This window comes from Streptomyces avermitilis MA-4680 = NBRC 14893, from assembly GCF_000009765.2.
In the GTDB taxonomy this organism is placed as follows: Bacteria; Actinomycetota; Actinomycetes; order Streptomycetales; family Streptomycetaceae; genus Streptomyces; species Streptomyces avermitilis.
The window spans coordinates 1,570,887-1,595,169 of record NC_003155.5; the positions used below are offsets into that span (position 1 = coordinate 1,570,887).

Below are 24,283 nucleotides of genomic sequence, written 5' to 3' on the forward strand. Positions count from 1 at the left end.
CGTCCGTGCCGTCCAGCCCGTCCGTGGAGAAGACGCCGGTGCGAAGCGGTCCGCCGCGCGGCTCGTGGCCGAGCCGGCCGCTCAGTGGCCGCCCGACGCGCGCCGCTGCCGTAACGCCGCCACTCGCCGGTACAGCTCCACCGCCTCCTGCCCCCGGCCCAGCTGTTCCAGACAGTGGGCCTCGTCGTTGCGGCTGGCGAGGGTGTCGGGGTGGTCGGGGCCGAGGACGTGTTCGCGGGCCGTGGCGACGTGTCGGTACTCGGTGAGGGCGTCGGACCAGCGGCCGAGCCAGCCGAGGCCGACGGCGACCTCGCGGCGGCTGACGAGCGTGTCCGGGTGATCGGCGCCCAGCACCCGCTCGCGGAGGGCGCACACGTCACGGGACTCGGCGAGCGCCTCCTCCCAGCGGCCGAGCCGGCCGAGGTTGACGCCGAGGCCGTGGCGGGCGCGCAGGGTCTCGGGATGGGCGGGGCCGTGGACGCGGGTACGGTCCTCGACGAGGTCGCGGTAGAGCTTCAGGGCCTCGGCGCTGCGGCCCAGCCGGCCGAGGCTGATACCGACCTCGTAGCGGGCGGCGAGCGTGTCCGCGTGGTCGGGGCCGAGGGCCTGCGCGCGGGCCTCGGCGACCTCCTGATACGCCGCCAGGGCCTCGGGCCAGCGGCCCAACTGGCCGAGCGCGTAGGCGACTTCGTACCGGGTGACCAGTGTGTCGGGGTGGGTCGCGCCGAGCACCCGGGCCCGGGCGGCGGCCACTTCGCGGGCCATGCGGTACGAGTCCTCCAGGCGACCGAGCCGGCTCAGGTTGAAGGCGAGGTTGTGGCGGCAGCGCAGGGTGTCCGGGTGGTCGGGGCCCATGGTGCGCTCACGGGCGGCGAGCACCGACGTGTACACCTGGTGCGCGTCGAAGTGCTGCCCCAACTGGCCCAGTACGTAGGCCATTTCCTGCCGGGCGGCCAGCGTCTCGGGGTGGTCGGCGCCGAGCACCCGCTCCCTGGCCTGGGCCACGTGCGCGTACTCGCGCAGCGCGTCGGCGGGGCGGCCGGTGCGGCTGAGCGTGAAGCCGACCTCGTAGCGGCTGGCGAGTGTGTCGGGGTGGTCGGGGCCGAGGGCGTGTTCGCGCTCGGCGGCGACGGCACGGTGCACCTCCCCCGCCTCCGCCCAGCGGCCGAGCCGCCCAAGGCTCAGCCCCGCGTTGTGGCGCCCGGTGAGGGTGCTCACCAACTCGGGTGAGGGGGTGGGGCGTTCACTGCGTACGGGTGCCGGGGCGCGGCCCGTGTCGGGGCGGGCGACCCATTCGCCGGTGAGGCCCGCGCCGGCGTCCGGCGGGGCGGCGCCGAGGCCGGTTCCGGTGGCCTTGTGGCCGGTGGTCATCCCGCGGGTCCAGGAGGGCAGCCGGGGCTCGCGGGACAGCCGCCGCTCCGGGCGCGACGGGGCCGGGGGCGCCGACAGGTCCGGCAGCGGGGACGACGTCACCACGGTCGGCACATAGGCGGGCGTGCCGCGTCCGGCGCCGATGCGGCGGGCCAGCTCGCGGGCGTCGTGCGGACGCTCGTCGGGCAGCTTGGCGAGCAGGTCGAGGATGATCTTCTCGAAGTACGCGGGCAGTTCGGGACGGTGGCCGCGCGGCGGATCGGGCGGGGTGTCGCGGTGCCCGATGAGGATCGCCCAGGCGTCGTCGAGGTCGAACGGCGGCGCCCCGGTGGCGATCTCGTACAGCACGCAGCCGAACGAATAGAGGTCGCTGCGCTGGTCGACCGGGGAGCCACTGATCTGCTCCGGCGACATGTAGTGCGGTGTGCCCATCGCGATGCCGGTGCCGGTGAGGCGTGCGGTGAAGCCGATGTCGTGGCCGAGGCGGGCGATGCCGAAGTCGCAGATCTTCACGGTGCCGTCGGCGAGCCGCATGATGTTGGCGGGCTTCAGATCACGGTGGACGATGCCCTGTTGATGGGTGTACGCGAGGGCGGCGGCGACCTGCTCGGCGATCTCGACGACATCGGCGACCGGCAGCGGATGGTGCTTGTTGTCCTCCAGGAGCTGGCTGAGGTTGCGGCCCTCCAGCAGTTCCATCACCAGAAACAGCACCCCGTCGGACTCGCCGAAGTCGTGGACGACGGTCACCCCGCGGTGCTGGAGGGCGGCGGCCACCCGGGCCTCGCGCCGAAACCGCTCCCGCAGGACGCGCGTGAAGGACTGGTCGTGGTGCGTGCTGAGAGGCTTGAGGCACTTCACGGCGACCTGACGGCCCAGCGACTCGTCTCTCGCCCGCCACACCTCGCCCATGCCACCGCGCCCGATCAGGTCGAGCAGCCGGTACCGGCCCTGGACCAGCCTGGTGTCCGCCATCGCCCGCGATCGCCCCCGTCTTTGGCCCCCGCCCTCCCCTGGCCCGTCCAGTATGGCGAGCTATGCGCCGAGTTTGTACGGTGCCGGGCGCGAGCCGGGGCCGAGCCGTGACATGGCCCGGATAATGTGTTTGGGCGGGAGTTGCCAGCGCAGACGTGCGGGAACACAGCGCAGCAAGGTGCCGGTGCAACGCAGGCGCCGGGTCACCGTGGCGGGCGGCGGCCCCGGTCGGCCGTACAGCTCATGGGCGTACGGCGGCAGAGCGGCGTACGCCAGATGAGCCACGCGCCGCCACAGCAGGGCGCGCGCCGGGATGAGCAACGGGTGGATGGGCGGGCTCTGCAGGAAGTCGTCCACCTCTCGCGCCTCCGGACCGGCGGTCAGTTCCGGCCGCACCTTCTCGAAGTACGCGGCGAGCCCGGCCCGGTCCCCCGGTACGCCGCCCGGGTCGAGCCCCACCAGGCGTGCGGTGACCCGGTGTTCGGCGATGTAGCGGTCGGCCTGCGCGTCGGTCAGCGGGACCCCCGAGCGGCGCAGGACGTGCAGATAGGAGTCGATCTCGGCGCAGTGCACCCAGAGCAGCAGGTCCGGCTCGTCGACCCCGTACCGCTCCCCCGTGCCGGGGTCCTTCGCCGCCAGCATGCTGTGGATCTTCCGCACCCGGGCCCCGGCCCGCTCGGCGGCCTCGGTGCTGCCGTAGGTCGTCGTGCCGACGAAGTCGGCGGTGCGCATCAGCCGGCCCCAGGCGTCGCGCCGGAAGTCGGAGTTCTGCAGGACCCCGCGCACCACTCGCGGGTGCAGGGCCTGGAGGTAGAGCGCGCGGATTCCGGCGACCCACATCATGGGGTCGCCGTGCATCTGCCAGGCCACCGAGGACGGGCCGAAGAGCCCCGGGTCACCTGCGTGAGAGGCCTCCACCAGGTCAGGCTAACGCCGCACGCGCGGCATCCCCAGACCGATCCACGAGATGATCTCGCGCTGGATCTCGTTGTTGCCGCCGCCGAAGGTGAAGATGACCGCCGAACGGTAGCCGCGTTCCAGTTCACCGTGGAGCACCGCGCCCGCCGAGCCCTCCTTGAGAGCGCCGGCCGCGGCGACGATCTCCATCAGCCAGGCGTACGCGTCCCGGCGGGCCTCGGAGCCGTAGACCTTGACGGCCGAGGCGTCCTGGGGGGTGAGCGTGCCTTCCTGGACGGCGTTCACCATCTGCCAGTTGAGGAGCTTCATCGCGTCGAGCCTGGTGTGGGTCCGCGCGAGATCGCGGCGCACCCAGGGGAGGTCGACGACCCGGCGGCCGTCCGCGAGCTTGGTCTCCATCGCCCAGCGCTGTACGTCGCGCAGGGCCCGGATCGCCATCGTGCCGTGCGCGGCGAGGGTGACGCGCTCGTGGTTGAGCTGGTTGGTTATCAGCCGCCAGCCCTTGTTCTCCTCGCCGACCCGGCGGGAGACGGGGACGCGGATGTCCTCGTAGTAGCTCGCGGTGGTGTCGTGCGAGGCGAGGGTGGTGATGAGGGTGCAGGAGTAGCCGGGGTCGGAGGTCGGCACGAGCAGCATGGTGATGCCCTTGTGCGGCGGGGCGTCGGGATCCGTGCGGACGGCGAGCCACACCCAGTCGGCCGTGTCGCCGTTCGTCGTCCAGATCTTCTGGCCGTTGACGAGGTACTCGTCGCCGTCCCTGACGGCCTTCGTCTTCAGTGCGGCCAGGTCCGTGCCCGCGTCCGGCTCGCTGTAGCCGATCGCGAAGTCGATCTCGCCGGAGAGGATCTTCGGCAGGAAGTACGCCTTCTGCTCGTCCGTGCCGAACCGCATGATCGTCGGGCCGACGGTGTTGAGTGCCATCAGGGGCAGGGGCACGCCCGCCTGGGCCGCCTCGTCGAAGAAGATGAACTGCTCGATGGGCGTCAGTCCGCGCCCGCCGTACTCCTTGGGCCAGCCCACGCCGAGCCAGCCGTCCCTGCCGAGCCGGCGGACGGTGTCGCGGTAGAAGCGTTTCTGCGCGGCCGGGTCGGTGTAGCGGGCATAGGCGTTTCCCGGCACCAGATCGGCGAAGTAGCCGCGCAGTTCGGTGCGCAACCGCTGCTGCTCGGGCGTGTATTCGAGATGCACGGCGCCTCCCGGCTCCCAGGGGCTCGACGGGGTCCCCTCGACCTGACGGCGCACACAGTAGAACTTGTTCCAGAAATTGGGAACAAGCGGGAGCATGGTCGGCACCCGGGGGGAAGTGCGTCCACCCGGGGGCGTCGAGGATCCGGCCGCGGGGGCCGCGCGGGCCAGGGCCGGGTGAGCGCTCGGGACGCCGGTTGTCGCACCACCGGGTTCGTGCGCGGCGGCGTCGGCTGCGACGTCAGACGAGGGTCGCCATGAAGTCCGCACAGGCCTGGGCGCATTCACGGCAGGCCTTCGCGCTGTTCTCCGCTCCGGGGTGGTCGTCGAAGACGTGCGCGCACTCGAGGCAGACGGTCCGGCACCACTCCAGTTGGATGCGCAGGGTTTCCTCGTCCTGCCGGGCCTGCTCGGACAGCACCCGGCAGGTCGCGTCGCACACTTCCGCGCACATGATGCCCTTGCGGCGCACGAGTTCCTGCCCCTCCGGTCCGTCCGGACCGGCGAAGCTCGCCCGCAGGGCGCACGCCCGCGCACATTCGGTGCAGGCCTGCGCGCAGGTGAAGCGGTCCTCCAGGAACCGGAAGAGTTCCTGTGGAGAGGCCCCGTCGGGGAATGGATCAGGGGGTGTCCCGGGGGTCGTCCGGGAGGGAATGCGGGAGGCCGCGCGGGCGGTCCTGCGAGAGGTCGTCGAAGTCACACCGCGCGGGTAGCCGTAGGCGGTCGCGCCAAACCCGGAGCCCAGGGCCGGTCGGCTCCCCCGGCCGCATCATGGCCGGACCGGGATGCGCGGACGGCCCCACGCCGGCCGGGGGCGCACGGCGGTCCTTCCCTCCCGGCCGAGCGTCTCGACGGGACGGCCCCGCCGGGGGCGAGAGCCGCGGCGGCCCCTTCGGCAGCGGGGCCCGCGAGCGCCTGAGCAGCGCTCTTCGCTACGCGCCCGCGCCCTGTGCCGCCTCGCGTGCGATGCGGTCGAACTGGGCGCCCATCGCCTCGGACAGGGCCACGGCCGCCGTCAGCGGGCGGACCATGATCATGAAGTCGTCGATCCTGCCGTCCTCGTCGAAGTGCAGGAAGTCGCAGCCGGTGATCGTCTTGTCGCCCACTTTCGCCTCGAAGACGAGCGCATGGTCGCGGCCCTCGGCGCCGGCGATCTCGCGGACGTAGCGGAAGTCGGTGAAGACGCGGCTGACGCCCCGCAGGATGGCCGCGGTGATCGCCTTTCCCGGGTAGGGCTTGAAGGCGACGGGGCTGGTGAAGACGACGTCCTCGGCCAGCAACGCCTCGATCGCGGCGTGGTCGCCGGCCTCGACCGCCTTGCGGAAGGGATGCATCGCGTCCGCCTCTCATACTCAACTAATTGATTAGGTGCAGAGGAGATTAATCGCAGAATGCTCCGACCGTCTAGCCTTGGCGCATGGCATTGCGCAACGCGGTCCTCGCCGCCCTCCTGGAGGGCGAGGCATCGGGATACGACCTGGCGAAGAGCTTCGACGCGTCGGTGGCCAACTTCTGGATGGCGACCCCGCAGCAGCTGTACCGGGAGCTGGACCGCATGGAGTCCGACGGGCTGATCGAGGCCCGGCTGGTGCGGCAGGAACGGCGCCCGAACAAGCGGCTGTTCTCCCTGACGGCAGCGGGCCGGGCGGCGCTGCGCGACTTCACGGCCACGCCGTCGAGGCCGACCGCGATCCGGGACGAGTTGCTGGTCAAGGTCCACTCCGTCGACGACGGCGACACCGAGGCCGTACGGGCGGCGATCGCCGAGCGCCTGGAGTGGGCGCGCGCGAAACTGGCCCGCTACGACCGCATCCGCACCCGTCTGCTGGACGGCCGCGGTGAGGAGGAGTTCCTGGCCGACGCCGAGCGCGTGGGCCCGTACCTCACCCTCCTGCGCGGCCGCGCTTTCGAACGGGAGAACATCGAGTGGGCGGAGCGGGCCCTGCGGGTCCTCGAACAACGCCCCGCGCACAGGTCGCGCTAGCACCGCTCCAGGGTGCGCGGGTGATCGCCGAGCCCGACGTACGTCCACGGTCGGCACGCCCTCGTCCGCTCACCAGCTCACCAGCTCGTCAGCTCGTCAGCTCGTCAGCGGACCACGATCCGCCGGCCGGTGACGCCGACGGGATCGACGCACACCCAGGTGTCGCGCTCACCGCCGGCCCACGGGCCGCTGTACGCCAGTTCCGCCAGCCGGCGCAGGGTGTCGGGGTCCGTCACCAGCCGGGCGAGGCCGCGTACGAGCACGCTCCAGCCCTGGCTGAGCGCCTCGTCGATGTGGTCGACCTCGAAGGCGACCCGGGAGCCCGCGGACGCCGCCGGCTCGCTGTCGGCCGCTGTCCTGAAGCAGACGACCCCGTCGACGACGCTGTAGTTCAGGGGGACGATGACGGGGCCGGTGGGAGTGTCCACCGCGAGCCTGCCGACCCCGTGCGTCGACAACCGTGCCCGGCACTCCTCGTCGCTCAGCTCGAGCAGCTCGGGATGGGCGGCCGCCCGGCCCACGCCCGGTGGAAGGTCCGCGTCGCCGCCCCGCAGGGCCACCACGGTGGTCTCCAGGGCGTCGGCGAGCCGGATGAGGACGTTGGTGCTCGGCAGGGCGGTGGCCTGTTCTTCCAGGTACTGGAGGTAGCCCGGGTCCGTACCGGCCCGGCCGGCCGTTTCCTCCCGGGTCAGACCGAGCTCTTCGCGTCGTTGGGTGATACGACGCCCCACGTCTCCCCGCGCGGTGCCCGCCGACGCGGACGACGTGTTCGGTGATGCCTCTTCGGACATGACCGCTCACTTCCTTGGCTCAGGCCGCCCTGACCATCAGGACGTCGTGCTGCTGCTCACCGAGGACGACCTTGAGCGCGCCGGTATCGGCGGCCCTCGAGAAGACGTCGTACGCCTCCTCCATGGCGTCCAGCGGGAAGGTGTGGGTGACCATGGACGACGCGGGCAGGTGGCCGGCGGCCATCATGCGCAGCAGGGTCGGAGTGGAGCGCGTGTCGACCAGTCCGGTGGTGATCGTCACGTTCTTGATCCACAGGTCTTCGAGGTGCAGCACCGCGGGCCTGCCGTGCACGCCGACGTTGGCCACGTGCCCGCCCGGCCGCACCATGCGCGTGCACATCTCGAAGGTCTCGGGCACCCCGACCGCTTCGATGACGACGTCGGCCCCGAGCCCCAGGGTGAGGTCGGCGACCAGTGGCTCGGCTTCCTCGCCCGCGACGGCCACCGCGTCCGCGCCGAGGCGTTTGGCCGCGTCCAGCCGGGCCGGGGCGAGGTCCACCGCGATGATCTTCTCGGGTGTGTAGAGGCGGGACGTGGCGACGGCGGCGAGACCGACGGGGCCCGCACCGACCACGACGACGGTGTCTCCGGGCCGTACCCGCCCATTGAGCACGCCCACCTCGTAGGCGGTGGGGAGGATGTCGGCCAGCAGAACGGCGTCCTTGCTGTCCATCGCCCCGGGCAGCGGATGCACGGACAGATCGGCGTGGGGCACGCGGACGTATTCGGCCTGCGTGCCGTTGATCAGGTGGCCGAGGATCCAGCCTCCGCCGCCGCGGCACTGCCCGTACGCCGACTCGCGGCAGAAGCGGCAGCGGCCGCACGCCGTGATGCACGAGACGAGGACACGGTCGCCGGGGCGGACCGTGCGTACGTCGCCGCCCGTTTCGACGATCTCACCGACGGCCTCGTGACCGAGCACGGTGCCGGGGCGTACCTCCGGGAGATCCCCCTTGAGAATGTGCAGGTCCGTCCCGCAGATGGTGACGGTGTCGACACGGACGATCGCGTCGCCGGCGTCCTGGATACCGGGGTCCGCCACGTCCTCCCAGACTGACTCTCCGGATCCGTGGAAAACGAGTGCTTTCATGACGAGCCCTCTCCTGGGGTCTGCGCATGCCGGTCGCGCCGGGGGCGTGGCAGCGGCCGGACGGCTGCCTCTCCTCTCCAGCCTGACGGTCCCGGACCCGGCTCGCACGGGTTGACGGCCCGCAGAGCGCGGCTCTCACGCCTCCCACGTCCAGTTCGCGACCTCGGGCAGGTCGGTGCCGTGCTCGCGGATCCAGGCGTGGTGCCGGGTACGTGCGTCGGCCATCGTCTGGCGGACGGCGGCGGCGCGTACGCCGAGGCCGGGGACACGGTCGACGACGTCCATGACCAGCCGGTAGCGGTCGAGGTCGTTGCGGACGACCATGTCGAACGGGGTCGTGGTGGTGCCCATCTCCTTGTAGCCCCGCACATGGAGGTTCCCGTGACCGGTGCGGGAATAGGCGAGGCGGTGGATCAGCCAGGGATAGCCGTGGTACGCGAAGATGACCGGCTTGTCGGTGGTGAAAAGCCCGTCGTACTCGAAGTCGCTCATCCCGTGCGGGTGTGCCTCGCGCGGCAGCAGCCGCGTCATGTCGACCACGTTCACCACCCGGACGGCGAGGGCGGGCAGATGCCGGCGCAGCAGTGCCGAGGCGGCCAGGACCTCCTGGGTCGGCACATCGCCCGCGCAGGCCAGCACCACGTCCGGTTCGCCGTCGTTCTGCGTCCCCGCCCACTCCCAGATCCCCGCCCCGCGCGCGCAGTGGGCCCGGGCCTGTTCCATCGACAGCCAGTCGAAGCACGGCTGCTTGCCCGCCACGACCACGTTCACGTAGTCACGGCTGCGCAGGACGTGGTCCGCCACCGACAGCAGGGTGTTGGCGTCCGGCGGCAGATACACCCGTACGGCCTCGGGGCTCTTGTTGAGGACGTGGTCGACGAAGCCCGGGTCCTGGTGCGAGAAACCGTTGTGGTCCTGACGCCAGACGTGTGAGGTGAGCAGATAGTTGAGGGAGGCGATCGGCGCGCGCCACGCCAACTCCCGTGACGTCTTCAGCCACTTGATGTGCTGGTTGACCATCGAGTCGACGATGTGCACGAACGCCTCGTAGCAGGAGAACAGTCCGTGGCGGCCGGTCAGGAGATAGCCCTCCAGCCAGCCCTGGCAGGTGTGTTCGGAGAGGATCTCCATCACCCGGCCGTGCCGGTCGAGGTGTTCGTCGACCGGAAGGGTCTGGGCCTGCCAGGCCTTGCCGCTCGCGTCGAAGACGGCGTCCAGCCGGTTGGAGGCGGTCTCGTCGGGGCCCACGAGCCGGAAGTCGCGACGGGCGGAGGTGTCCTTCATGACCTGTTCGAGGAGGTCGCCCAGAACCCGCGTGGGCTCGTGCAGGGTCGCGCCGGGCTTGTCGACGGCCACGGCGAACCGGTCGAGGGGCGGGATCGGCAGCGGCCGTAGGAGGAGGCCGCCGTTGGCGTGCGGGGTGGCGCCCAGTCGCCTGGCACCGTGCGGCACGCAGGCCAGCACGTCGGCCGTGGGGCGGCCGTCGGCGTCGAAGAGTTCCTCGGGCCGGTACGAGCGCAGCCAGCCCTCCAGCTGGCGCAGGTGCTCGGGGTTCTCACGCACTTCGGGCAGGGGGACCTGGTGGGCGCGCCAGGTGCCCTCGACGGGCCGGCCGTCGACCTCCGCGGGTCCGGTCCAGCCCTTCGGTGTGCGCAGCACGATCATCGGCCAGCGGATCCGCTCGGTCGCGCCCTCCTCGCGGGCCGTGCGCTGCATCAGGGCGACGCGGTCCAGGGCCCGGTCGAAGGCCTCGGCCAGGGCACGGTGGACCTGGTGCGGGTCGTCGCCGGTGACGTGGAGTGGTTCATGGCCGTATCCGCGCAGCAGCTCGTCGAGTTCGGGCTCCGGGATGCGGGACAGCACCGTCGGGTTGGCGATCTTGTAGCCGTTGAGGTGGAGGATGGGGAGCACGGCACCGTCGTGGACCGGGTCGAGGAACTTGTTCGAGTGCCAGGAGGCGGCGAGCGGGCCGGTCTCCGCCTCGCCGTCGCCGATCACACAGGCGACGAGCAGGTCCGGATTGTCGAAGGCCGCGCCGTACGCGTGAGCGAGCGAGTAGCCGAGCTCACCGCCCTCGTGGATCGAGCCGGGCGTCTCCGGCGCGACATGACTCGGCACTCCGCCGGGGAACGAGAACTGCCTGAACAGCTTCCCCATGCCCGCGGCGTCACGGGAGATGTCCGGGTAGGTCTCGCTGTAGCTGCCCTCGAGCCAGGAGTTGGCCAGCACGGCCGGCCCGCCGTGCCCCGGGCCCCACACGCACAGCGCGTCCAGATCGCGGGCCTTGATGACGCGGTTGAGATGGGTGTGGACGAGGTTGAGGCCGGGCGAGGTCCCCCAGTGGCCGAGCAGCCTCGGCTTGATGTGCGCGGGGCTGAGGGGTTCGGTCAGCAGCGCGTTGGCCAGCAGATAGATCTGGCCGGCGGCGAGATAGTTGGCCGCCCGCCAGTGGGCGTCCAACGTGCGCAGTTCGTCGTCGGTCAGTACGGTGCTGTTCTGATGTTCGACCTGGGGCATGGTGACTCCGTAAGTCGTCGAGCGGAGGAGGCGGCATGGCCGGCAAGAAGACGGCGAGGGTGCCGCGCGCCGCATACGAGCAGGAACTGCTGCGCCTGCAGACCGAGTTGGTGAAGCTGCAGGAATGGGTGCGGGCGGAGGGCGCCCGTCTGGTCATCGTGTTCGAGGGCCGGGACGCGGCCGGCAAGGGCAGCACGATCAAACGGGTGGCGGAACATCTCAATCCGCGGCAGGCACGGATCGTGGCGCTGCCGAAGCCGACCGAGCGTGAGCGCACCCAGTGGTATTTCCAGCGGTACGTCGAGCATCTGCCGGCCGCCGGGGAGATCGTGTTGTTCGACCGGAGCTGGTACAACCGCGCCGGTGTCGAGCACGTCATGGGTTTCTGCACCAAGGAGGAGCACCAGCTCTTCCTGCGGCAATGTCCGATCTTCGAACGGATGCTGGTCGAGGAGGGGATCCTGCTGCGCAAGTACTGGTTCTCGGTGAGCGACGCCGTGCAGCAGGAGCGGTTCCGGCGCCGGATGAAGGATCCGACGCGGCGCTGGAAGCTCTCGCCGATGGACCTGGAGTCGATCACCCGCTGGGAGGCCTACTCGCGGGCGAAGGACGAGATGCTCGTCCATACGGACATCTCGGAGGCTCCGTGGTTCGTCGTGGAGAGCGACGACAAGCGGCGGGCGCGGCTGAACATGATGGCTCATCTGCTCGGCTCCGTGCCCTACTACGAGGTTCCGCCGCCGGTCCTCGAACTGCCGCGCCGCCCGCCGTCGACCGGCTACGAGCGACCGCCACGCGATCTGCAGACCTACGTGCCCGACCACGCGGCGAGCCTCTGAGCCGGCCACGGCCCTCACCCCCGGTGCGGTACGACGGCGACCGGGCAGGCGGAGTGATGCAGCATCGCGTGGGCGACCCGGCCGAGCTGGAGCCCGGAGTGTCCGGGATGGCGCCGGGCGCCGACGACGAGCAGGTCGGCGGTGGCCGAGGCGTCCAGCAGCACCTTGCGGGCCGGGCCCTCGACCGCGCGCCGGCGCAGTTCGACATCCGGCGGGGCCCCGCTCAGTACCGCTTCCAGCACCTCCGTGGCCCGCTCTTCGTGCAGCCGGGCCGCCCTTCGGGAGGACAGCGGGTGGCCCAGGGCCTCGCGAGCGGGGCGGCGCCAGGCCCGTACGGCCTCCACCGCACAGCCCCGTGCCCGCGCCTCCGCGACGGCGAACCGCACGGCGGCCGGGTCGTCCGGTTCCTCGCCGACGGCGAGGACGATGCGCCGATGGCCACCCGCCCCGGCCCGGTTGTCCTGGCTGCCGCGCAGCACGATCACCGGGCAGTAGGCGCGGGCGGCCACGGCCAGGGACACCGAGCCGAGGAGCAGCTCGGCGAGCCCGCTGCGGCCCCGCGACCCCAGGACCAGCGCGAAGGCCTCGTTGCCCTCCCGCAGCAGGGCGGGGGCCGGCTCCTCGGGCAGCACATCGGTGGAGATCTTCACGTCCGCGTGGCGGCGGTGGGCGCGCTGCGCGGCTGCCTCGACGATGTCGTCGGCGATCACCTGCTCCGGAGGCCTGCCGAGCCCGTCGGCGAGCGCGGCCCCTTCGTACCGCTCCCACAGCGACGCGTAGACCAGCCGCAGCGGAACCCCGCGCAGAGCGGCCTCGTCCGCCGCCCAGTCCACGGCGCGCATACTCGACTCGGAGCCGTCGACCCCCACGACCAGGGGAAGCTCCATCGCACTCACCTTCCTCACCGTCCTGCGCCGAAGTCGAAGACGATCGCCGAAGTCGAAGACGATCCGTACCGTGAGCCGGCCGCTCAGCACATCGTCGGACACCTCGGTGACGGAGGCGAGCGGCCGCCACTCACGGACCGCCCTGGTACGGCCCGCCGCGAGCGGCCGGAAGACCTCCGCAGCTCCTGCCGCGTAGCGGCGACGGGGCCCAGCGCCGAGGTGCCGCCGAGCACCGTGTCGAAGATCGGAACCTGGTCGTGCCGTGCGCCGGCCGGGTGACCAGGACTGAGCCTGCCGCGACGCCGTGGGCCCGAACGGACGGCGGCGAAGGCGTCCTCGGTCACGGTGAGCGCGAGGGCGGTGTGTGCGCCGCACCATCGCCCGAAGGTGACGGCCTCACCGAATCCACCGGGTGTCCCCGGCGGCCGTGGCCTCACTCTCGCCCCTTTCCGCCCGGGCCGCAAGGCACTCCTGCAACCGAAGATGCCGGAACTCGTAGCGTGCGCCGGACTGCCGGAGCACGCCCCGCAGGTGGGCCTCGTGCAGGAAGGCCATCAGGCGCCACGGCAGCTGTCCCGTGGCGCCGAGCCACATCCTTGCGACGGTCAGGCGGCCGTACGCGCTCAGGCTCAACGCCAACGGGCCCATGACAAGCGCCATTTGGAGTGACATCCCGTGCATCCCGTAACGGTCGGGCGTGGTCAGCAGCAACAGGCCGCCGGCGGCGGACCCGGCGACGGTGGCGGCCGCACCCCTGGTCAGCACGGCGAGCCGGTCACCTCGCAGGCCGGCGGGCGGACTCGTGGCGCGGGTCAGGTCGGCGGGTGTGTCGAGCCAGCGGTAGACGCCGCAGGCGCAGCCTCCGATGAGCCCCAGGACGAGGCCCGAGACGATGCCTCCCTTGACGCAGTTCTCCACCAGGCCCCAACGGCCGATCTGCCAGAACCACCAGGCGGCCGGCGGGTGCAGGGACGACAGGAGGGTGAGGTCGCGCGCGTCGTGACCGGCGATCCGGACGTGCCAGATCCCGTCCCGCGTGGTGAACCGCACCCGGGCGAGGGCCGTGCTGCACCGCCGGTCCACCGCGTGGCATGCCGCGCCGGGCCCGGGTGGCGCATACGTCCACGCCTGTGCCGGGTTGCGGACGTTCACCATCAGGACCACCCTGACCGGCTCGGCGGGCCGGGCCGTCTTGGTGCCGTCGGGGTAGGCCTCGAAGGTCCATGCGCCGGTGGTCGCGCGGCGGATTCCGGTGCGCGCGTCCAGGGCGGCGGCATCGGTGTGTACGGTTCCGGCGCGTGTGGCCCGCCATTCGATGACGGTGCCCATCACGGCTCCGATGGCGGGACCGAGTGCCAGACCGACCAGGAGGCAGGCGGCCGTGCCGCGGACCAGCCCCTGGCAGAACCGCCGGACCTGCTCCCGGCCCGGCACCCGGTGGCGAGACCCTCGCGGTCCGCGCCGCCGGATGCGGATGACGGCCACCACGGCCGCGCACGCGACGACGGCCGCCGCGCTCGCCCGCCACAGACCGCCGGCCGGGGAGAGGGGGTCCATGACCAGGATCGCCACGCCGGACAGGACCAGGAGGGCAGCCACACCGACGTGGCGGGCGACCGTCGGCCCGGCCCAGGGCAGCCCCAGCGGAGCGGGGCAAGCGGTGACTCCGGCCACCGCGAACACCGCCGACACGGCCGTGCCGAAGAGCACACCGGACAGAAACCGGAAGAGCCAGGCGTCCCCCAGGTCGGCGATGGAGGCGCCGTAGAGGGGCTCGGCCGTGACACCGATGAGGATGCCCAGGGTGGCGGCCGCCAGGGCGGCCTTCGCCATCAGTACCCGCAGTGAGGTCCTGCCGGTGCGGTCGATGAGGACGGCCAGCCCCACCACGCAACCGGCGACGACTCCTGAGGCGTTGCCGACGAGTTCGTACAGTTCGCCGTCGGCCCAGAGGTCGATCATCGTGTGCGGTGCCACCAGTGTCATGACGGCGCCGGCCACCACGGCGGACAAGCACGCGGCCAGCGCCCCCGGCGCCAGCAGCCGCACGATCCGCGGCACCGCGCTCTGCAACTCCCACCAGGCGAACTGCCCGGTGTCCCGGTTCCGCAGGTGACGGGCGAGGAACCCGAGCCACCGCTGGGCGTCCTCGGTCGTGCGGCACGATCCGCTGGTGTCGCCGAACACCGCCGGTACGAAGGCGGTGAGCAGGTGCTCCTCGATCTGGGCGGCCGTACGGAACCGGCCGTCCAGCAGTTGTCCGGGATCGCGGCCGCCGTCACCGTGCACCGCGCGGGCCATGGCGACCATGAGGGGTCGGCTCAGCACCTGCCGCAGGGCGTCCTCGGGCGGCCCGCCGGGCGCGGCCAGACGAGCCAGTGTCGCGCTCCAGGCCGTGCCGATCCGGCCGTCCGGCATGCGTCTGGGACGCGAAGTCCGGGTCAGATAGGACGCGGCATCGGTCAGCCGCAGTGGGGAGAGTTCGACGACCGCCGCGGCCGTGAGCACGTCGCAGGCCTCCACGGTGGCGGCGTAGGCGTCGGTCCTGCTGGTGAGGTACAGGGGCGAGTCGGCGTCCAGTTCGGCGTTGAGGCGGCGCATCGCCGGCGTCCGCTGCGCCTCGGGCAGTTCGTCGAATCCGTCGAGGACCGGCAGCACCAGACGGGCGGCGACCAGGGCGTCCGCCAGTGTGCCGCCGCCCGGCACTCCCGCCGCCAGGGCCGGGAAGTCGGCCGCGATCCGAGCGGCCGTCCAGACGCGCAGCGGTTCGCGGACGGCGTCCCAGGTCCCGACGGGCAGCACGACGGGGACGGCGTCTCCGGGCTGCCGGGCCGCCAGCAGCTCCAGGGTCAGGCTCAGCGCCAGAACCGTCTTCCCCGACCCGGGCTGCCCCAGCACGACCACCCGACGGGACGGAACGGAGAGGAAGGCGGCGCGGGCATCGCTCAACTGTCCCGATCTCAGGGCGGTGTGTGCCTCGGCGCCCCGCCGCACGTTCTCGTCGTGGTCGGCCAGCGGCGCGTCCACCGCAGACCACCGGACGGGCAGCGGTTCCGGATCCTGCAACCTGCGCAGCCGCGCCTCGGCCGCCCACATGTCCTGCACCACCTCGGCCAGGGCGTCGGCCCGGCCCTTCAGCCAGTCCGTGCCGCGGCCCTCCCCGGTACCGGACTCGCTCTGCGTCAGGGTGGACAGCAGCCCCAGCACGGAGACCACGAGCCCCAGAGCGGGCGTCCACCGCTCGATCACGCTCTTGCCGTCGGCGAGCACGGTGACGGCGACCTGAGCCAGGCCGGTGGCCACCAACGCGGCCGCCCACCACAGTTTGCGCACGCGCTGCGCGTCCCCGGCCCACCGCAGTGCCCTCATCCCACTCCCGTTTCTCCGCCCGGCGGCCATGCCAAGCGGAGCCCGGGGCGTTCCGCAACCGGCGCGCGGAAGCGTGACCGGCGGGGGAACGCGAGCCGCACCACCACCCGCCCAGGTGACCGCCGGCCACTCGGCAGGCGGTCGGGCCCGCCTGCCGCGGGCACGCCCGGGCCGCAGCACCGCTGACGGGCCCCCGACGGGCCGTGCCGAGGCGGTGTCCGCAGGACCGGTACGGCGAGTGGATCACCGTCCACGAGGGCGACCGGGACCGCACCGAGTACCGAAGGGCACGGACGCGGTGCCGGGTGTCCTGGTACTGGGGCCGGGCGGCCCGTGGCGCGGGCCGGAACACAGGAACATGCTGGAAGCGGCAGGTCCGTACCCACGTCCTGGAGGCCCGTCATGAACGCTCCCCCCACGTCCAGCATGCTCCGGGCGCTGCCGTCGGAGCACCGGCAGCAGCTGATGCGGGTCGCTCTGGAGGTGTCCTTCCCCGAGGGGACGCGCCTGTTCGAGGAGGGCGCACGCGCGGACCGCTTCTGGGTGATCCGCACCGGCGCGATCGATCTCGACATGCACGTTCCGGGCCGCAAGGCGGTTGTCATCGAGACTCTCCGGCACAACGAACTCGTCGGCTGGTCCTGGCTGTTCGCGCCGCACACCTGGCACCTGGGCGCCGAGACGACGACGCCGGTACGGGCGTACGAGTTCGACGCCGTGGCGGTCCGGGCGATGTGCCAGGAGGACTCCGCGCTGGGTCTCGCGGTCGCGCATTGGGTGGGCGAGATCCTCGCTCACCGCCTGCGGTCGACCCGCACCCGGCTGCTGGACCTGCACGCCCCCTACGGCAGCGGCAGCCGTCACTGACCGCCTCGACGCGAACCACAGGGCCTGGCTGTAGTTGGTGAAGCGGACATCGGCAGCGCAGGGAGGCGTCTAGGTTGGGCACGGTACTGATCACACAGCGACCGCGAGGAGACCCTCGGCATGTCGAACGTTTCGTTACCCCGCGACGAAGGCCGCGCCCACGTGGCCCGGCTCCGCACCGATGTGTCGCACTCGGCCCGCATCTGGAACTACTGGCTGGGCGGCAAGGACAACTACCCCGTCGACGAGGAAGTCGGCGATCAGATCCTGGGTTTCGTACCGGCCCTGCCCCGGTCCGCCGTGGCCGACCGGCAGTTCCTCGCGCGCGCCGTGGGGTTCCTCGCCGGCGAGGCGGGCATCCGGCAGTTCCTGGACATCGGCACAGGACTGCCCACGGTCGACAACACCCATGAGGTCGCCCAGCGGGTCGACCCGACCTGCCGAATCGTTTATGTGGACAACGACCCCATCGTGCTCCGGCACGCCCACGCCCTGCTCACCAGCACCCCCGAGGGGGCCACGGACTACATCGACGCCGATGTGCACGACCCGGACGCCATCCTGGAACGCGCCGCCCGCACCCTGGACTTCAGCCGGCCGGTCGCCCTCACGATGCTCGGCGTCGTCAACTTCATCATGGACACCGACCGGGCCCGGGCCATCGTCCGGCGGCTTCTGGACGGTGTGCCGTCCGGCAGCTATCTGGTGATCTCCCATCCCACCACCGAGGTGGACGGCGAGGCGATGACGGAAGCGGTGCGCTACTGGAACAGCCAGGGCTCGGCGCCGATGACCCTGCGCACCCGCGAGGAGCTGCTGCGGCTCTTCGACGGCGTGGATGTGCTCGAGCCGGGTGTCGTCTCGTGCTCGCGCTGGCGCCCGGCCCCGTCGGGGAAGGACGAGATCGTGGACGTGACGCACTTCTGCGGCGTGGCCAAGAAGCCGTAGGGCGTGGGACACCCGTCCACGTCGTCCACCCCGGCGTGCGCCCCGGCCCCGCGGTGCCCGCACGCTCGGAACCGGACTCGGTACGCGTACCGATCGGCGCACGATCGGCGTCTCCCCCGGCATCCGCGCCGGCATGCCGGCTGTCGCCCTCCAGCGCGGCGCCGGCCGGACCAGGTGGAGACGGCCCGCGTCGGCCGCCGACCGGCCGACGGCCTCGGTCGGGCAGCACCTACCAGGGAAGGATGCCGTCGGCATCGAAGTAGCCTCCGGTGGGGCCATCAGGGTCCACCTGCGCCATACGCACGATGATCTCGGCGCCCTGCTCGACGGTCTGGACACCGCTGTTTCCGTTCAGGTCGGTCTTGGTGTAGCCAGGCTCCACCGCGTTGATCCGCATGTTCGGGAACGCCTTCGCGTACTGCACGGTGATCATGTTGACCGCGGTCTTCGAGGCCGGGTAGGCCAAGCCCGGGTAGGTGTACGCCGGGTCGCCCGGGATGGTGGCCCGGGTCAGCGAGGCCAGACCGCTGCTGACGTTGACCACGACCGGGGCGGCGGAACTCCGCAGCAGCGGGAGAAACGCGTGGGTGACGCGCACCATGCCGAAGACGTTCGTCTCGAACGTCTGTCGCATCACGTCGACGGTCACGTCCGCCGCGCCGATCACGACGTTGTCGTCACCCATCTCTTCTTGGATGCCGGCGTTGTTGACCAGTACGTCCAGCCCTCCGTCGGCCTCGATGGTCTTCGCCGCGGCCGCCACGGACGCGTCGTCGGTGACATCGAGCCGGACCGCCCGCGCGCCCAGCCGCTCGGCGGCCCGACGCCCGCGTTCGGCGTCCCGGCTTCCGATGTAGACGGTGTGGCCCGCGGCGATGAGCCGGCGGGCGGTCTCGAAGCCGAGACCCTTGTTCGCTCCGGTGATCAGTGTTGCTGTCATGCCTCCACGATGCGGCGGAGCCGCGCGGTCAGCCAGACGTCCTGTGCTCCTGGGACTGATCAGTACCAGGGGACCGTGGTGCCGCCGAAGATGCTCAGCAGGGCGCTGCGTCGCCATAGGTGCGGGCAGACGGTGGCGGCCAGGGGCCCGAGCCGGTCACCGCCCGCTGCCCCGGCCGCGAGCGGGCTGGTGACCTCCGCGCGTCACGACGTGCCGTCGGCCGGAAGCTCCAGGCGCAGTTCGTAGCCGCCGTCGGCCGTGGGGCCGGAGGTGACGGTGCCACCGAGGAGTGCGGCGCGCTGACGCAGGCCGATCAGGCCGTAGTGCGCGCTGGGCAGGGGCAGAGCGGGCCGGGTCGGTGCGGTATTGGTGACCGTGGCACGGACGGCGCCGTTCTCCTGGCGGATACGAACCGTCGCGGTGGTGCCGGGGGCGTGCTTGCGTGCGTTGGTCAGCGCTTCCTGGACGGTGCGGTAGATGGCGCGCTGGACTGTGGGCGGAAGGCCGTCAGGCATGTCCGCCTGAAGTTCGGCCTCGATGCCGCTGTTGTCGACCAGCCGCTGGAGGTCGGCCAGGGACGGCTGCGGTGTCAGCTCCGTGGGGCGGCCTCCGGAGGCGCGCAGGACGCTGACCATGTGCCGCAGTTCGTCCAGGGTCTGCACGCTCAGCCGCCGGATCGTGGCCGCGGCTTCCTTGACGTCGGCGTCCTGGGTGCCGACCTGGAGTGCTCCGGCCCGCACCGCGATCAGGCTGACCTGGTGGGAGACCACGTCATGCATCTCCCGCGCGAGCTGCGCGCGCTCCTTGGCCAGCACGGTCTGGTCGGTCAGGAGCCGCTCGTGGTCACGCGCCGCGGAGATCTCGGCGAGTCGCAACGACAGATCACGCCGGGCCTGGACGAGCTGGCCGAGGAAGACCGGAGCGACCGCCGTCGCCCCGGTGTACCCCAGCGTGATCAGGGTCGCGGTCTCCGACAGGTCGAACGTCGGTGACGGCCACGAGGACATGCTGCTCAACGTGAACGCCGTGGCGCAGGCGGCCAGCAGGACACGGTGGCGGGTGAGTGAGGCGAGTGTGTACAGCGCGATCAGTGCGGCGAGGATCGCGTCGGAGAACAGGACGGCGGGCAGGGTGAGCAGGAAGGTCAGCAGCGGCAGGCGACGGCGCAGCACCAGAGCGAAGGCCGCTGCCACGGCGCACGCCATGCGCCCCGGCTCGTCCGAGTCGAAATGGACCCAGACGTCTAGCAGCGCCACCGCGACGACTATGGCGTCCAGCAGCGGGGCGGGCAGGCGGCGGGGGGTCATTCCCCCTCCTGGTCCCGTGGTGGCTTGAGAAGGCCGGCCCGTTCGGCGAGCAGGGCTGCCTGGACGCGGCCGTCCACCTTCAGTTTCGTGAGGATGGCGCTCACATGGTCTTTGACGGTGCCGGTGCTCAGGTGCATCCGGGTGCCGATGTCGGCGTTGGACAGTCCCTCGGCGATGAGGACGAGTACGGCGCGCTCGCGGTCGGTCAGTGCGGCGAGGCTGCGGGCAGCGGGCTCCTGGGGTCCGGCGTTCAGATAGCCGTCCACGACCGTCCGGGTGACCTTGGACGCCAGCACGGTGCCACCGTCGGCCAGGGTCCGCACGAGGAACGGAAGCCCCTCGGGGTCGGTGTCCTTGAGCAGGAAGCCGGCGGCGCCCGAGCGAAGTGCCGTGGCCACGTATTCGTCCATGTCGAAGGTCGTGAGCATGGCCACCACCGGAGGGTGCGGCAGCCGACGGAGGCAGGCCAGGAGGGTGAGGCCGTCGACGTCCGGCATCCGGATGTCGAGCAGCACGACATCAGGTCGTATCTCCTGTGCCGTCTGAAGCGCCTGGCCGCCAGGAACCGCCGCCACGACCTCGATGTCGTCCGCCGTGTCGAGGATGTGCTGGAAACCCGTACGAATCAGGGCCTCGTCGTCGACGACCAATACCCGGATCACGCATGCTCCACTCACTATCGGACCACTGTCCGATTCGTACCACGTCGAGAGACGCCCCGCGGGTTCCCGACACCGAATCCGGTCAGGCGGCGGGGGCTGCGCCAGCCAGTCGGCGGGGCGGTTCCGGACACCTGCCGGATGGTCCTGACCGGCGGCGTCTCCGACCCTGGATCACATGACGCACGTCGTAGCAGAGGCCGCGCCGGCCGAGGCGATGTCGGCTGCGCGGGCAGGCCCTTCCCGTACGTCGTCCACAGGACGGCTGATCGGCCTCGACCTGGCCCGTGGCCTGGCGGTTATCGGCATGTACACGGCCCACCTCGGTACCGACCCCTCGGAGGGCGGCCCACTGGGCTGGGTGACGGAGGTGACCCGTGGGCGGTTCCCCGCACTGTTCGCTCTGCTGGCCGGGTTCACCCTGATCATTCTCACCGGTCGGCCACAGCCGCGGACCGGGCGCGCGGGGCGCCAGGCCATGGGCAGGGTACTGATCCGCTCCGCCGTGCTGATCGCCCTGGGATATGCCCTGGCGTACCTGGACACCCCGATCGACGTGATCCTCGCCGCCTACGGAGTGATCTTCGCCCTCGCCCTTCCGCTGTACCGGCTGCGCGCCTCCACCCTGGCCGTCATCGCCGCGGCGATGACGCTCGTAATGCCCCCCGTCGTGTATCTGCTGCGGGCCGCGGTCGAGGGCGGCAGCTGGGCCGATGCCGTGATCGCCAACGATCCTCTGGCCCGGGTCACCGGTTCGGACGGGATCCTCGAATTGTTCATCACCGGCGAGTACCCGGTACTGACCTGGCTGCCCTTCGTCATCGCCGGGATGGCGGTGGCGCGGCTCGACCTCAGCCGGCCCGGTATCCGCGCCAGGATCGCCCTCCTCGGCGGCGCACTTGCCGTACTCGGTTACGGCGGCTCCTGGCTGGCCCTGCACCTGGTTCCGGGCGCGCAGGCCACCGTGAGCGCGGCGACGGACGGCGGGTCGGCGTCATCGGCCTGGTGGTCCGATGCCGTCGGCGACCCCACCACCAGTACCCCGGACTGGATGCTGGTGGCCGCGCCGCACAGCCAGACGACCTGGTCGATCCTGGGCAACACCGGCTTCGCCCTCGTGATCCTCGCTGTCTGCCTCATCGCCACGGACCGGTCGGCGCGCCTGCGGTGGTTCGCCACACCCGTCACCGCGGTCGGCTCCGTCGCCCTCACCGCCTATGTCGGTCACATCGTGGCCATCAAGGCCCTGGGCATGGACGACGTGCCGACCTCCGACGCCCTGGCGGTCCTGATCGGTTTCGCCTCGGTCGCCATGCTGCTGGCCCTCGCCTGGACCCGGGTCTTCCGGCGCGGACCACTGGAATACCTGGTGCACGCCGCCACCACACCCGCCCGTCTGATCAACTGACTGGCGGTGGACGACCAATGCCCGTAGGAGACACTCCCTCCACCGACGATTCCGCAACACCCACGGATTTCGACGGTCTCGCACCATCCGGCGTCACGCCGGGCCAGCAAGGAGGTAAGCCGATGACAGTCCGCCTGACATTCATGTGCGCGACAGCCGGGGGCACCACCAGGGATGCGGTCTTCGGTGACGGTCTCCTCAGTGAGCGCGGCCTGCGCCGGGCACGCGCCGCCGGCGCAACACTCCCCCCGTACTCGCTGGCCATCCGTGCGCCGTCGGTCCGCTGCGCGCAGACCGCTTACGCCCTCGGCCTGCCGACCACACTCGAGCCCGCACTGCGCGACCTCGACTACGGCACGTGGCGGGGCCGCACAGTCGGCGAGGTCGTCGCGGACGAACCGTACGGTTACTCCGCCTGGCTTACGGACCCGGATGCCGCGCCACACGGAGGCGAGTCCGTACGCCGGCTCTGCCGCCGAATCGCCAACTGGCTGAGCAGCGTGCCGCCTTACCCGGGCCGCGCGTTGGTCATCACGGAACCGTCGGTGGTCCGGGCCTCGCTCGTCCATGCTCTGTCCGCACCAGTGACAGCCTTCCGGCATTTCGATGTGCCGCCCCTGTCCACGGTCTCCCTTACCTTGAGCGACGGCCACTGGATCGTCCGGCCCGGCCGTGTCACCCCGGACAGAGTCGGCACCAGTCGCGCTGTTCCCACGCCCTATGACGCCGCCGAGGGCCGGACGGCGCTCCTGTGGGGCGAGGCGACCCCGGCGTAGCGGCGGGGTACAGGTACAGCGGTTGTGCGGAGTCGTCGGCGCCCGGATCGCAAGTTCGTCGACAGATCGACGAGTTCGGCCGAACAACGAGTTCGGCCGAACGACGACTCCAGCCGAACGACGACTTCGACATGAAGGTCGTCGACATGTTCACCACGGGATGCCTCCCGCCCACCGGCGACCACCGTCGCGCGGGGTGACCATGTACAGAACGGGCGCGGGACAACACCGGTCACGAATCCGAGAGTGTCGTTACACGTGACCATCATGCCCGAAGCGCCGATACTGCCGGGTGTGGGCTGTTCGACCCGCCCATGTGCGCAACAACCGAACAAGATCAACAACCGGTCGTACACGTTCTGACCAGGAAAGATACTGGTCAGGGGCTAAGCTGGAGATCTCACCGGGAGGCACCCATGAAGATGCTCATCAACGTCGCGGAGACGGTGGTCGCGGACGCGCTGCGGGGGATGGCGGCCGCGCATCCGGAGCTGACGGTGGACGTGGAGAAGCGGGTGATCGTCCGGCGCGACGCACCGGTGGCCGGAAAGGTCGGGCTCGTCTCCGGCGGCGGCTCGGGACACGAGCCGCTCCACGGCGGCTTCGTGGGCCCGGGCATGCTCTCGGCGGCCTGTCCCGGCGAGGTCTTCACGTCTCCCGTGCCGGACCAGATGGTGCGGGCCGCGGCCGCCGTGGACAGCGGCGCGGGTGTGCTGTTCATCGTGAAGAACTACACGGGTGACGTCCTGAACTTCGACATGGCGGCGGAACTCGCCGAGGACGAGGGCGTTCAGGTCGCGAAAGTCCTGGTCAATGACGATGTCGCCGTCACCGACAGCCTGTACACGGCCGGCCGGCGCGGCACGGGCGCGACCTTGTTCGTCGAGAAGATCGCGGGCGCCGCCGCCGAGGAGGGCGCGCCCCTTCAGCGGGTCGAGGCACTGGCCCGGCAGGTCAACGAGAACGCGCGCAGCTTCGGTGTCGCCCTGAGCGCCTGCACCACCCCGGCCAAGGGCAGCCCCACCTTCGACCTCCCGGACGGCGAGCTGGAGCTGGGTGTCGGCATCCACGGCGAGCCGGGCCGGGAGCGGCGCGCGATGATGACCTCGCGGGAGATCGCCGACTTCTCGGTGCACGCGATCCTGGAGGACCTTAATCCGAGCAACCCCGTGCTGGTCCTGGTCAACGGTATGGGAGCGACCCCACTCCTGGAGCTGTACGGCTTCAACGCGGAGGTGCAGCGGGTGCTGGTGGAGCGCGGTGTCCCGGTGGCACGCACGCTCGTCGGCAACTACGTCACCTCGCTCGACATGGCCGGCGCCTCCGTCACCCTGTGCCAGGTCGACGAGGAGCTGCTGCGTCTGTGGGACGCGCCGGTGAGCACGCCCGGCCTCCGCTGGGGCATGTGATCCACTCGACGTCCGGTCAACGTACGTACCACGCAAGGAGATT

At 71.5% G+C, this 24,283-nt stretch carries 20 protein-coding genes and 1 pseudogene; 7 read left to right on the forward strand and 14 right to left on the reverse strand.

Going from position 1 to position 24,283, the window contains the following annotated elements; genetic code table 11:
• Positions 1-81: 81 nt before the first annotated feature.
• The 5 genes from SAVERM_RS06800 to SAVERM_RS06820 form a co-directional block, all read right to left on the reverse strand.
• Positions 82-2,346 carry a serine/threonine-protein kinase gene (locus tag SAVERM_RS06800; protein ID WP_010982703.1) on the reverse strand — a complete coding sequence of 755 codons (2,265 nt, stop codon included), beginning with the start codon at positions 2,344-2,346 and terminating at the stop codon, positions 82-84.
• A 60-nt stretch (positions 2,347-2,406) separates the two neighbouring features.
• A complete protein-coding gene (locus SAVERM_RS06805; RefSeq protein ID WP_078234589.1) occupies positions 2,407-3,204 on the reverse strand; it encodes an oxygenase MpaB family protein in 798 nt (265 codons plus the stop codon).
• Between the two features lie 69 nt (positions 3,205-3,273).
• Positions 3,274-4,452 carry an acyl-CoA dehydrogenase family protein gene (locus SAVERM_RS06810; protein ID WP_010982705.1) on the reverse strand — a complete coding sequence of 393 codons (1,179 nt, stop codon included), beginning with the start codon at positions 4,450-4,452 and terminating at the stop codon, positions 3,274-3,276.
• Positions 4,453-4,690: 238 nt separating this feature from the next.
• The gene (locus SAVERM_RS06815) at positions 4,691-5,104 is read right to left on the reverse strand and encodes a four-helix bundle copper-binding protein (protein ID WP_042494274.1); all 414 of its coding nucleotides are present in this window, start codon (positions 5,102-5,104) and stop codon (positions 4,691-4,693) included.
• A gap of 277 nt (positions 5,105-5,381) precedes the next feature.
• Positions 5,382-5,783 (reverse strand): nuclear transport factor 2 family protein, encoded by a 402-nt coding sequence (locus SAVERM_RS06820; protein ID WP_010982707.1) that lies wholly within the window; start codon positions 5,781-5,783, stop codon positions 5,382-5,384.
• 83 nt (positions 5,784-5,866) lie between these two features.
• Here SAVERM_RS06820 and SAVERM_RS06825 point away from each other — a divergent pair, with 83 nt between their 5' ends.
• Positions 5,867-6,433 carry a PadR family transcriptional regulator gene (locus tag SAVERM_RS06825; protein ID WP_010982708.1) on the forward strand — a complete coding sequence of 189 codons (567 nt, stop codon included), beginning with the start codon at positions 5,867-5,869 and terminating at the stop codon, positions 6,431-6,433.
• Between the two features lie 104 nt (positions 6,434-6,537).
• Here the strand turns inward: SAVERM_RS06825 and SAVERM_RS06830 are convergent, their stop codons facing one another.
• From SAVERM_RS06830 to SAVERM_RS06840, 3 genes are all read right to left on the reverse strand, one after another.
• A complete protein-coding gene (locus SAVERM_RS06830) occupies positions 6,538-7,224 on the reverse strand; it encodes a helix-turn-helix domain-containing protein (RefSeq protein WP_037646071.1) in 687 nt (228 codons plus the stop codon).
• A 19-nt stretch (positions 7,225-7,243) separates the two neighbouring features.
• Complete coding sequence (locus tag SAVERM_RS06835; protein ID WP_010982710.1) at positions 7,244-8,314, reverse strand: alcohol dehydrogenase catalytic domain-containing protein; 1,071 nt, start codon at positions 8,312-8,314, stop codon at positions 7,244-7,246.
• A 135-nt stretch (positions 8,315-8,449) separates the two neighbouring features.
• Positions 8,450-10,831 carry a phosphoketolase family protein gene (locus SAVERM_RS06840; RefSeq protein ID WP_010982711.1) on the reverse strand — a complete coding sequence of 794 codons (2,382 nt, stop codon included), beginning with the start codon at positions 10,829-10,831 and terminating at the stop codon, positions 8,450-8,452.
• Between the two features lie 35 nt (positions 10,832-10,866).
• Between SAVERM_RS06840 and ppk2 the strand changes: the two genes are divergently transcribed.
• Positions 10,867-11,670 (forward strand): polyphosphate kinase 2, encoded by an 804-nt coding sequence (ppk2, locus tag SAVERM_RS06845; protein WP_010982712.1) that lies wholly within the window; start codon positions 10,867-10,869, stop codon positions 11,668-11,670.
• Between the two features lie 14 nt (positions 11,671-11,684).
• Here ppk2 and SAVERM_RS06850 read toward each other — a convergent pair whose 3' ends face one another.
• The 3 genes and pseudogenes from SAVERM_RS06850 to SAVERM_RS06855 form a co-directional block, all read right to left on the reverse strand.
• Complete coding sequence (locus SAVERM_RS06850; protein ID WP_010982713.1) at positions 11,685-12,557, reverse strand: universal stress protein; 873 nt, start codon at positions 12,555-12,557, stop codon at positions 11,685-11,687.
• A 45-nt stretch (positions 12,558-12,602) separates the two neighbouring features.
• A pseudogene (locus SAVERM_RS45855) lies at positions 12,603-12,928 on the reverse strand (zinc-dependent alcohol dehydrogenase); the annotation flags it as partial.
• Positions 12,929-12,953: 25 nt separating this feature from the next.
• Positions 12,954-15,926: an NACHT domain-containing protein gene (locus SAVERM_RS06855; RefSeq protein ID WP_048894367.1), complete on the reverse strand. Its 2,973-nt coding sequence runs from the start codon at positions 15,924-15,926 to the stop codon at positions 12,954-12,956.
• A gap of 402 nt (positions 15,927-16,328) precedes the next feature.
• Here SAVERM_RS06855 and SAVERM_RS06860 point away from each other — a divergent pair, with 402 nt between their 5' ends.
• Together SAVERM_RS06860 and SAVERM_RS06865 are read left to right on the forward strand one after the other, a co-directional pair.
• Positions 16,329-16,793 (forward strand): cyclic nucleotide-binding domain-containing protein, encoded by a 465-nt coding sequence (locus SAVERM_RS06860; RefSeq protein WP_037646070.1) that lies wholly within the window; start codon positions 16,329-16,331, stop codon positions 16,791-16,793.
• A gap of 120 nt (positions 16,794-16,913) precedes the next feature.
• Complete coding sequence (locus SAVERM_RS06865; RefSeq protein WP_010982717.1) at positions 16,914-17,741, forward strand: SAM-dependent methyltransferase; 828 nt, start codon at positions 16,914-16,916, stop codon at positions 17,739-17,741.
• A gap of 229 nt (positions 17,742-17,970) precedes the next feature.
• On the opposite strand, the gene SAVERM_RS06870 is transcribed toward SAVERM_RS06865, so the two are convergent.
• The 3 genes from SAVERM_RS06870 to SAVERM_RS06880 form a co-directional block, all read right to left on the reverse strand.
• The gene (locus SAVERM_RS06870) at positions 17,971-18,681 is read right to left on the reverse strand and encodes an SDR family oxidoreductase (protein ID WP_010982718.1); all 711 of its coding nucleotides are present in this window, start codon (positions 18,679-18,681) and stop codon (positions 17,971-17,973) included.
• Positions 18,682-18,884: 203 nt separating this feature from the next.
• Positions 18,885-19,988: a sensor histidine kinase gene (locus tag SAVERM_RS06875; protein WP_010982719.1), complete on the reverse strand. Its 1,104-nt coding sequence runs from the start codon at positions 19,986-19,988 to the stop codon at positions 18,885-18,887.
• Positions 19,985-20,650: a response regulator gene (locus tag SAVERM_RS06880; RefSeq protein ID WP_037646069.1), complete on the reverse strand. Its 666-nt coding sequence runs from the start codon at positions 20,648-20,650 to the stop codon at positions 19,985-19,987. Before SAVERM_RS06880 ends, SAVERM_RS06875 begins: the two co-directional genes overlap by 4 nt.
• Before the next feature lie 175 nt (positions 20,651-20,825).
• Here SAVERM_RS06880 and SAVERM_RS06885 point away from each other — a divergent pair, with 175 nt between their 5' ends.
• The 3 genes from SAVERM_RS06885 to dhaK all read left to right on the forward strand — a co-directional run bounded on the left by SAVERM_RS06885 (position 20,826) and on the right by dhaK (position 24,240).
• Complete coding sequence (locus SAVERM_RS06885; protein WP_010982721.1) at positions 20,826-22,055, forward strand: DUF418 domain-containing protein; 1,230 nt, start codon at positions 20,826-20,828, stop codon at positions 22,053-22,055.
• Between the two features lie 122 nt (positions 22,056-22,177).
• Complete coding sequence (locus tag SAVERM_RS06890) at positions 22,178-22,831, forward strand: histidine phosphatase family protein (RefSeq protein WP_010982722.1); 654 nt, start codon at positions 22,178-22,180, stop codon at positions 22,829-22,831.
• A 416-nt stretch (positions 22,832-23,247) separates the two neighbouring features.
• The gene (dhaK, locus tag SAVERM_RS06895) at positions 23,248-24,240 is read left to right on the forward strand and encodes a dihydroxyacetone kinase subunit DhaK (RefSeq protein WP_010982723.1); all 993 of its coding nucleotides are present in this window, start codon (positions 23,248-23,250) and stop codon (positions 24,238-24,240) included.
• Positions 24,241-24,283: the final 43 nt, after the last annotated feature.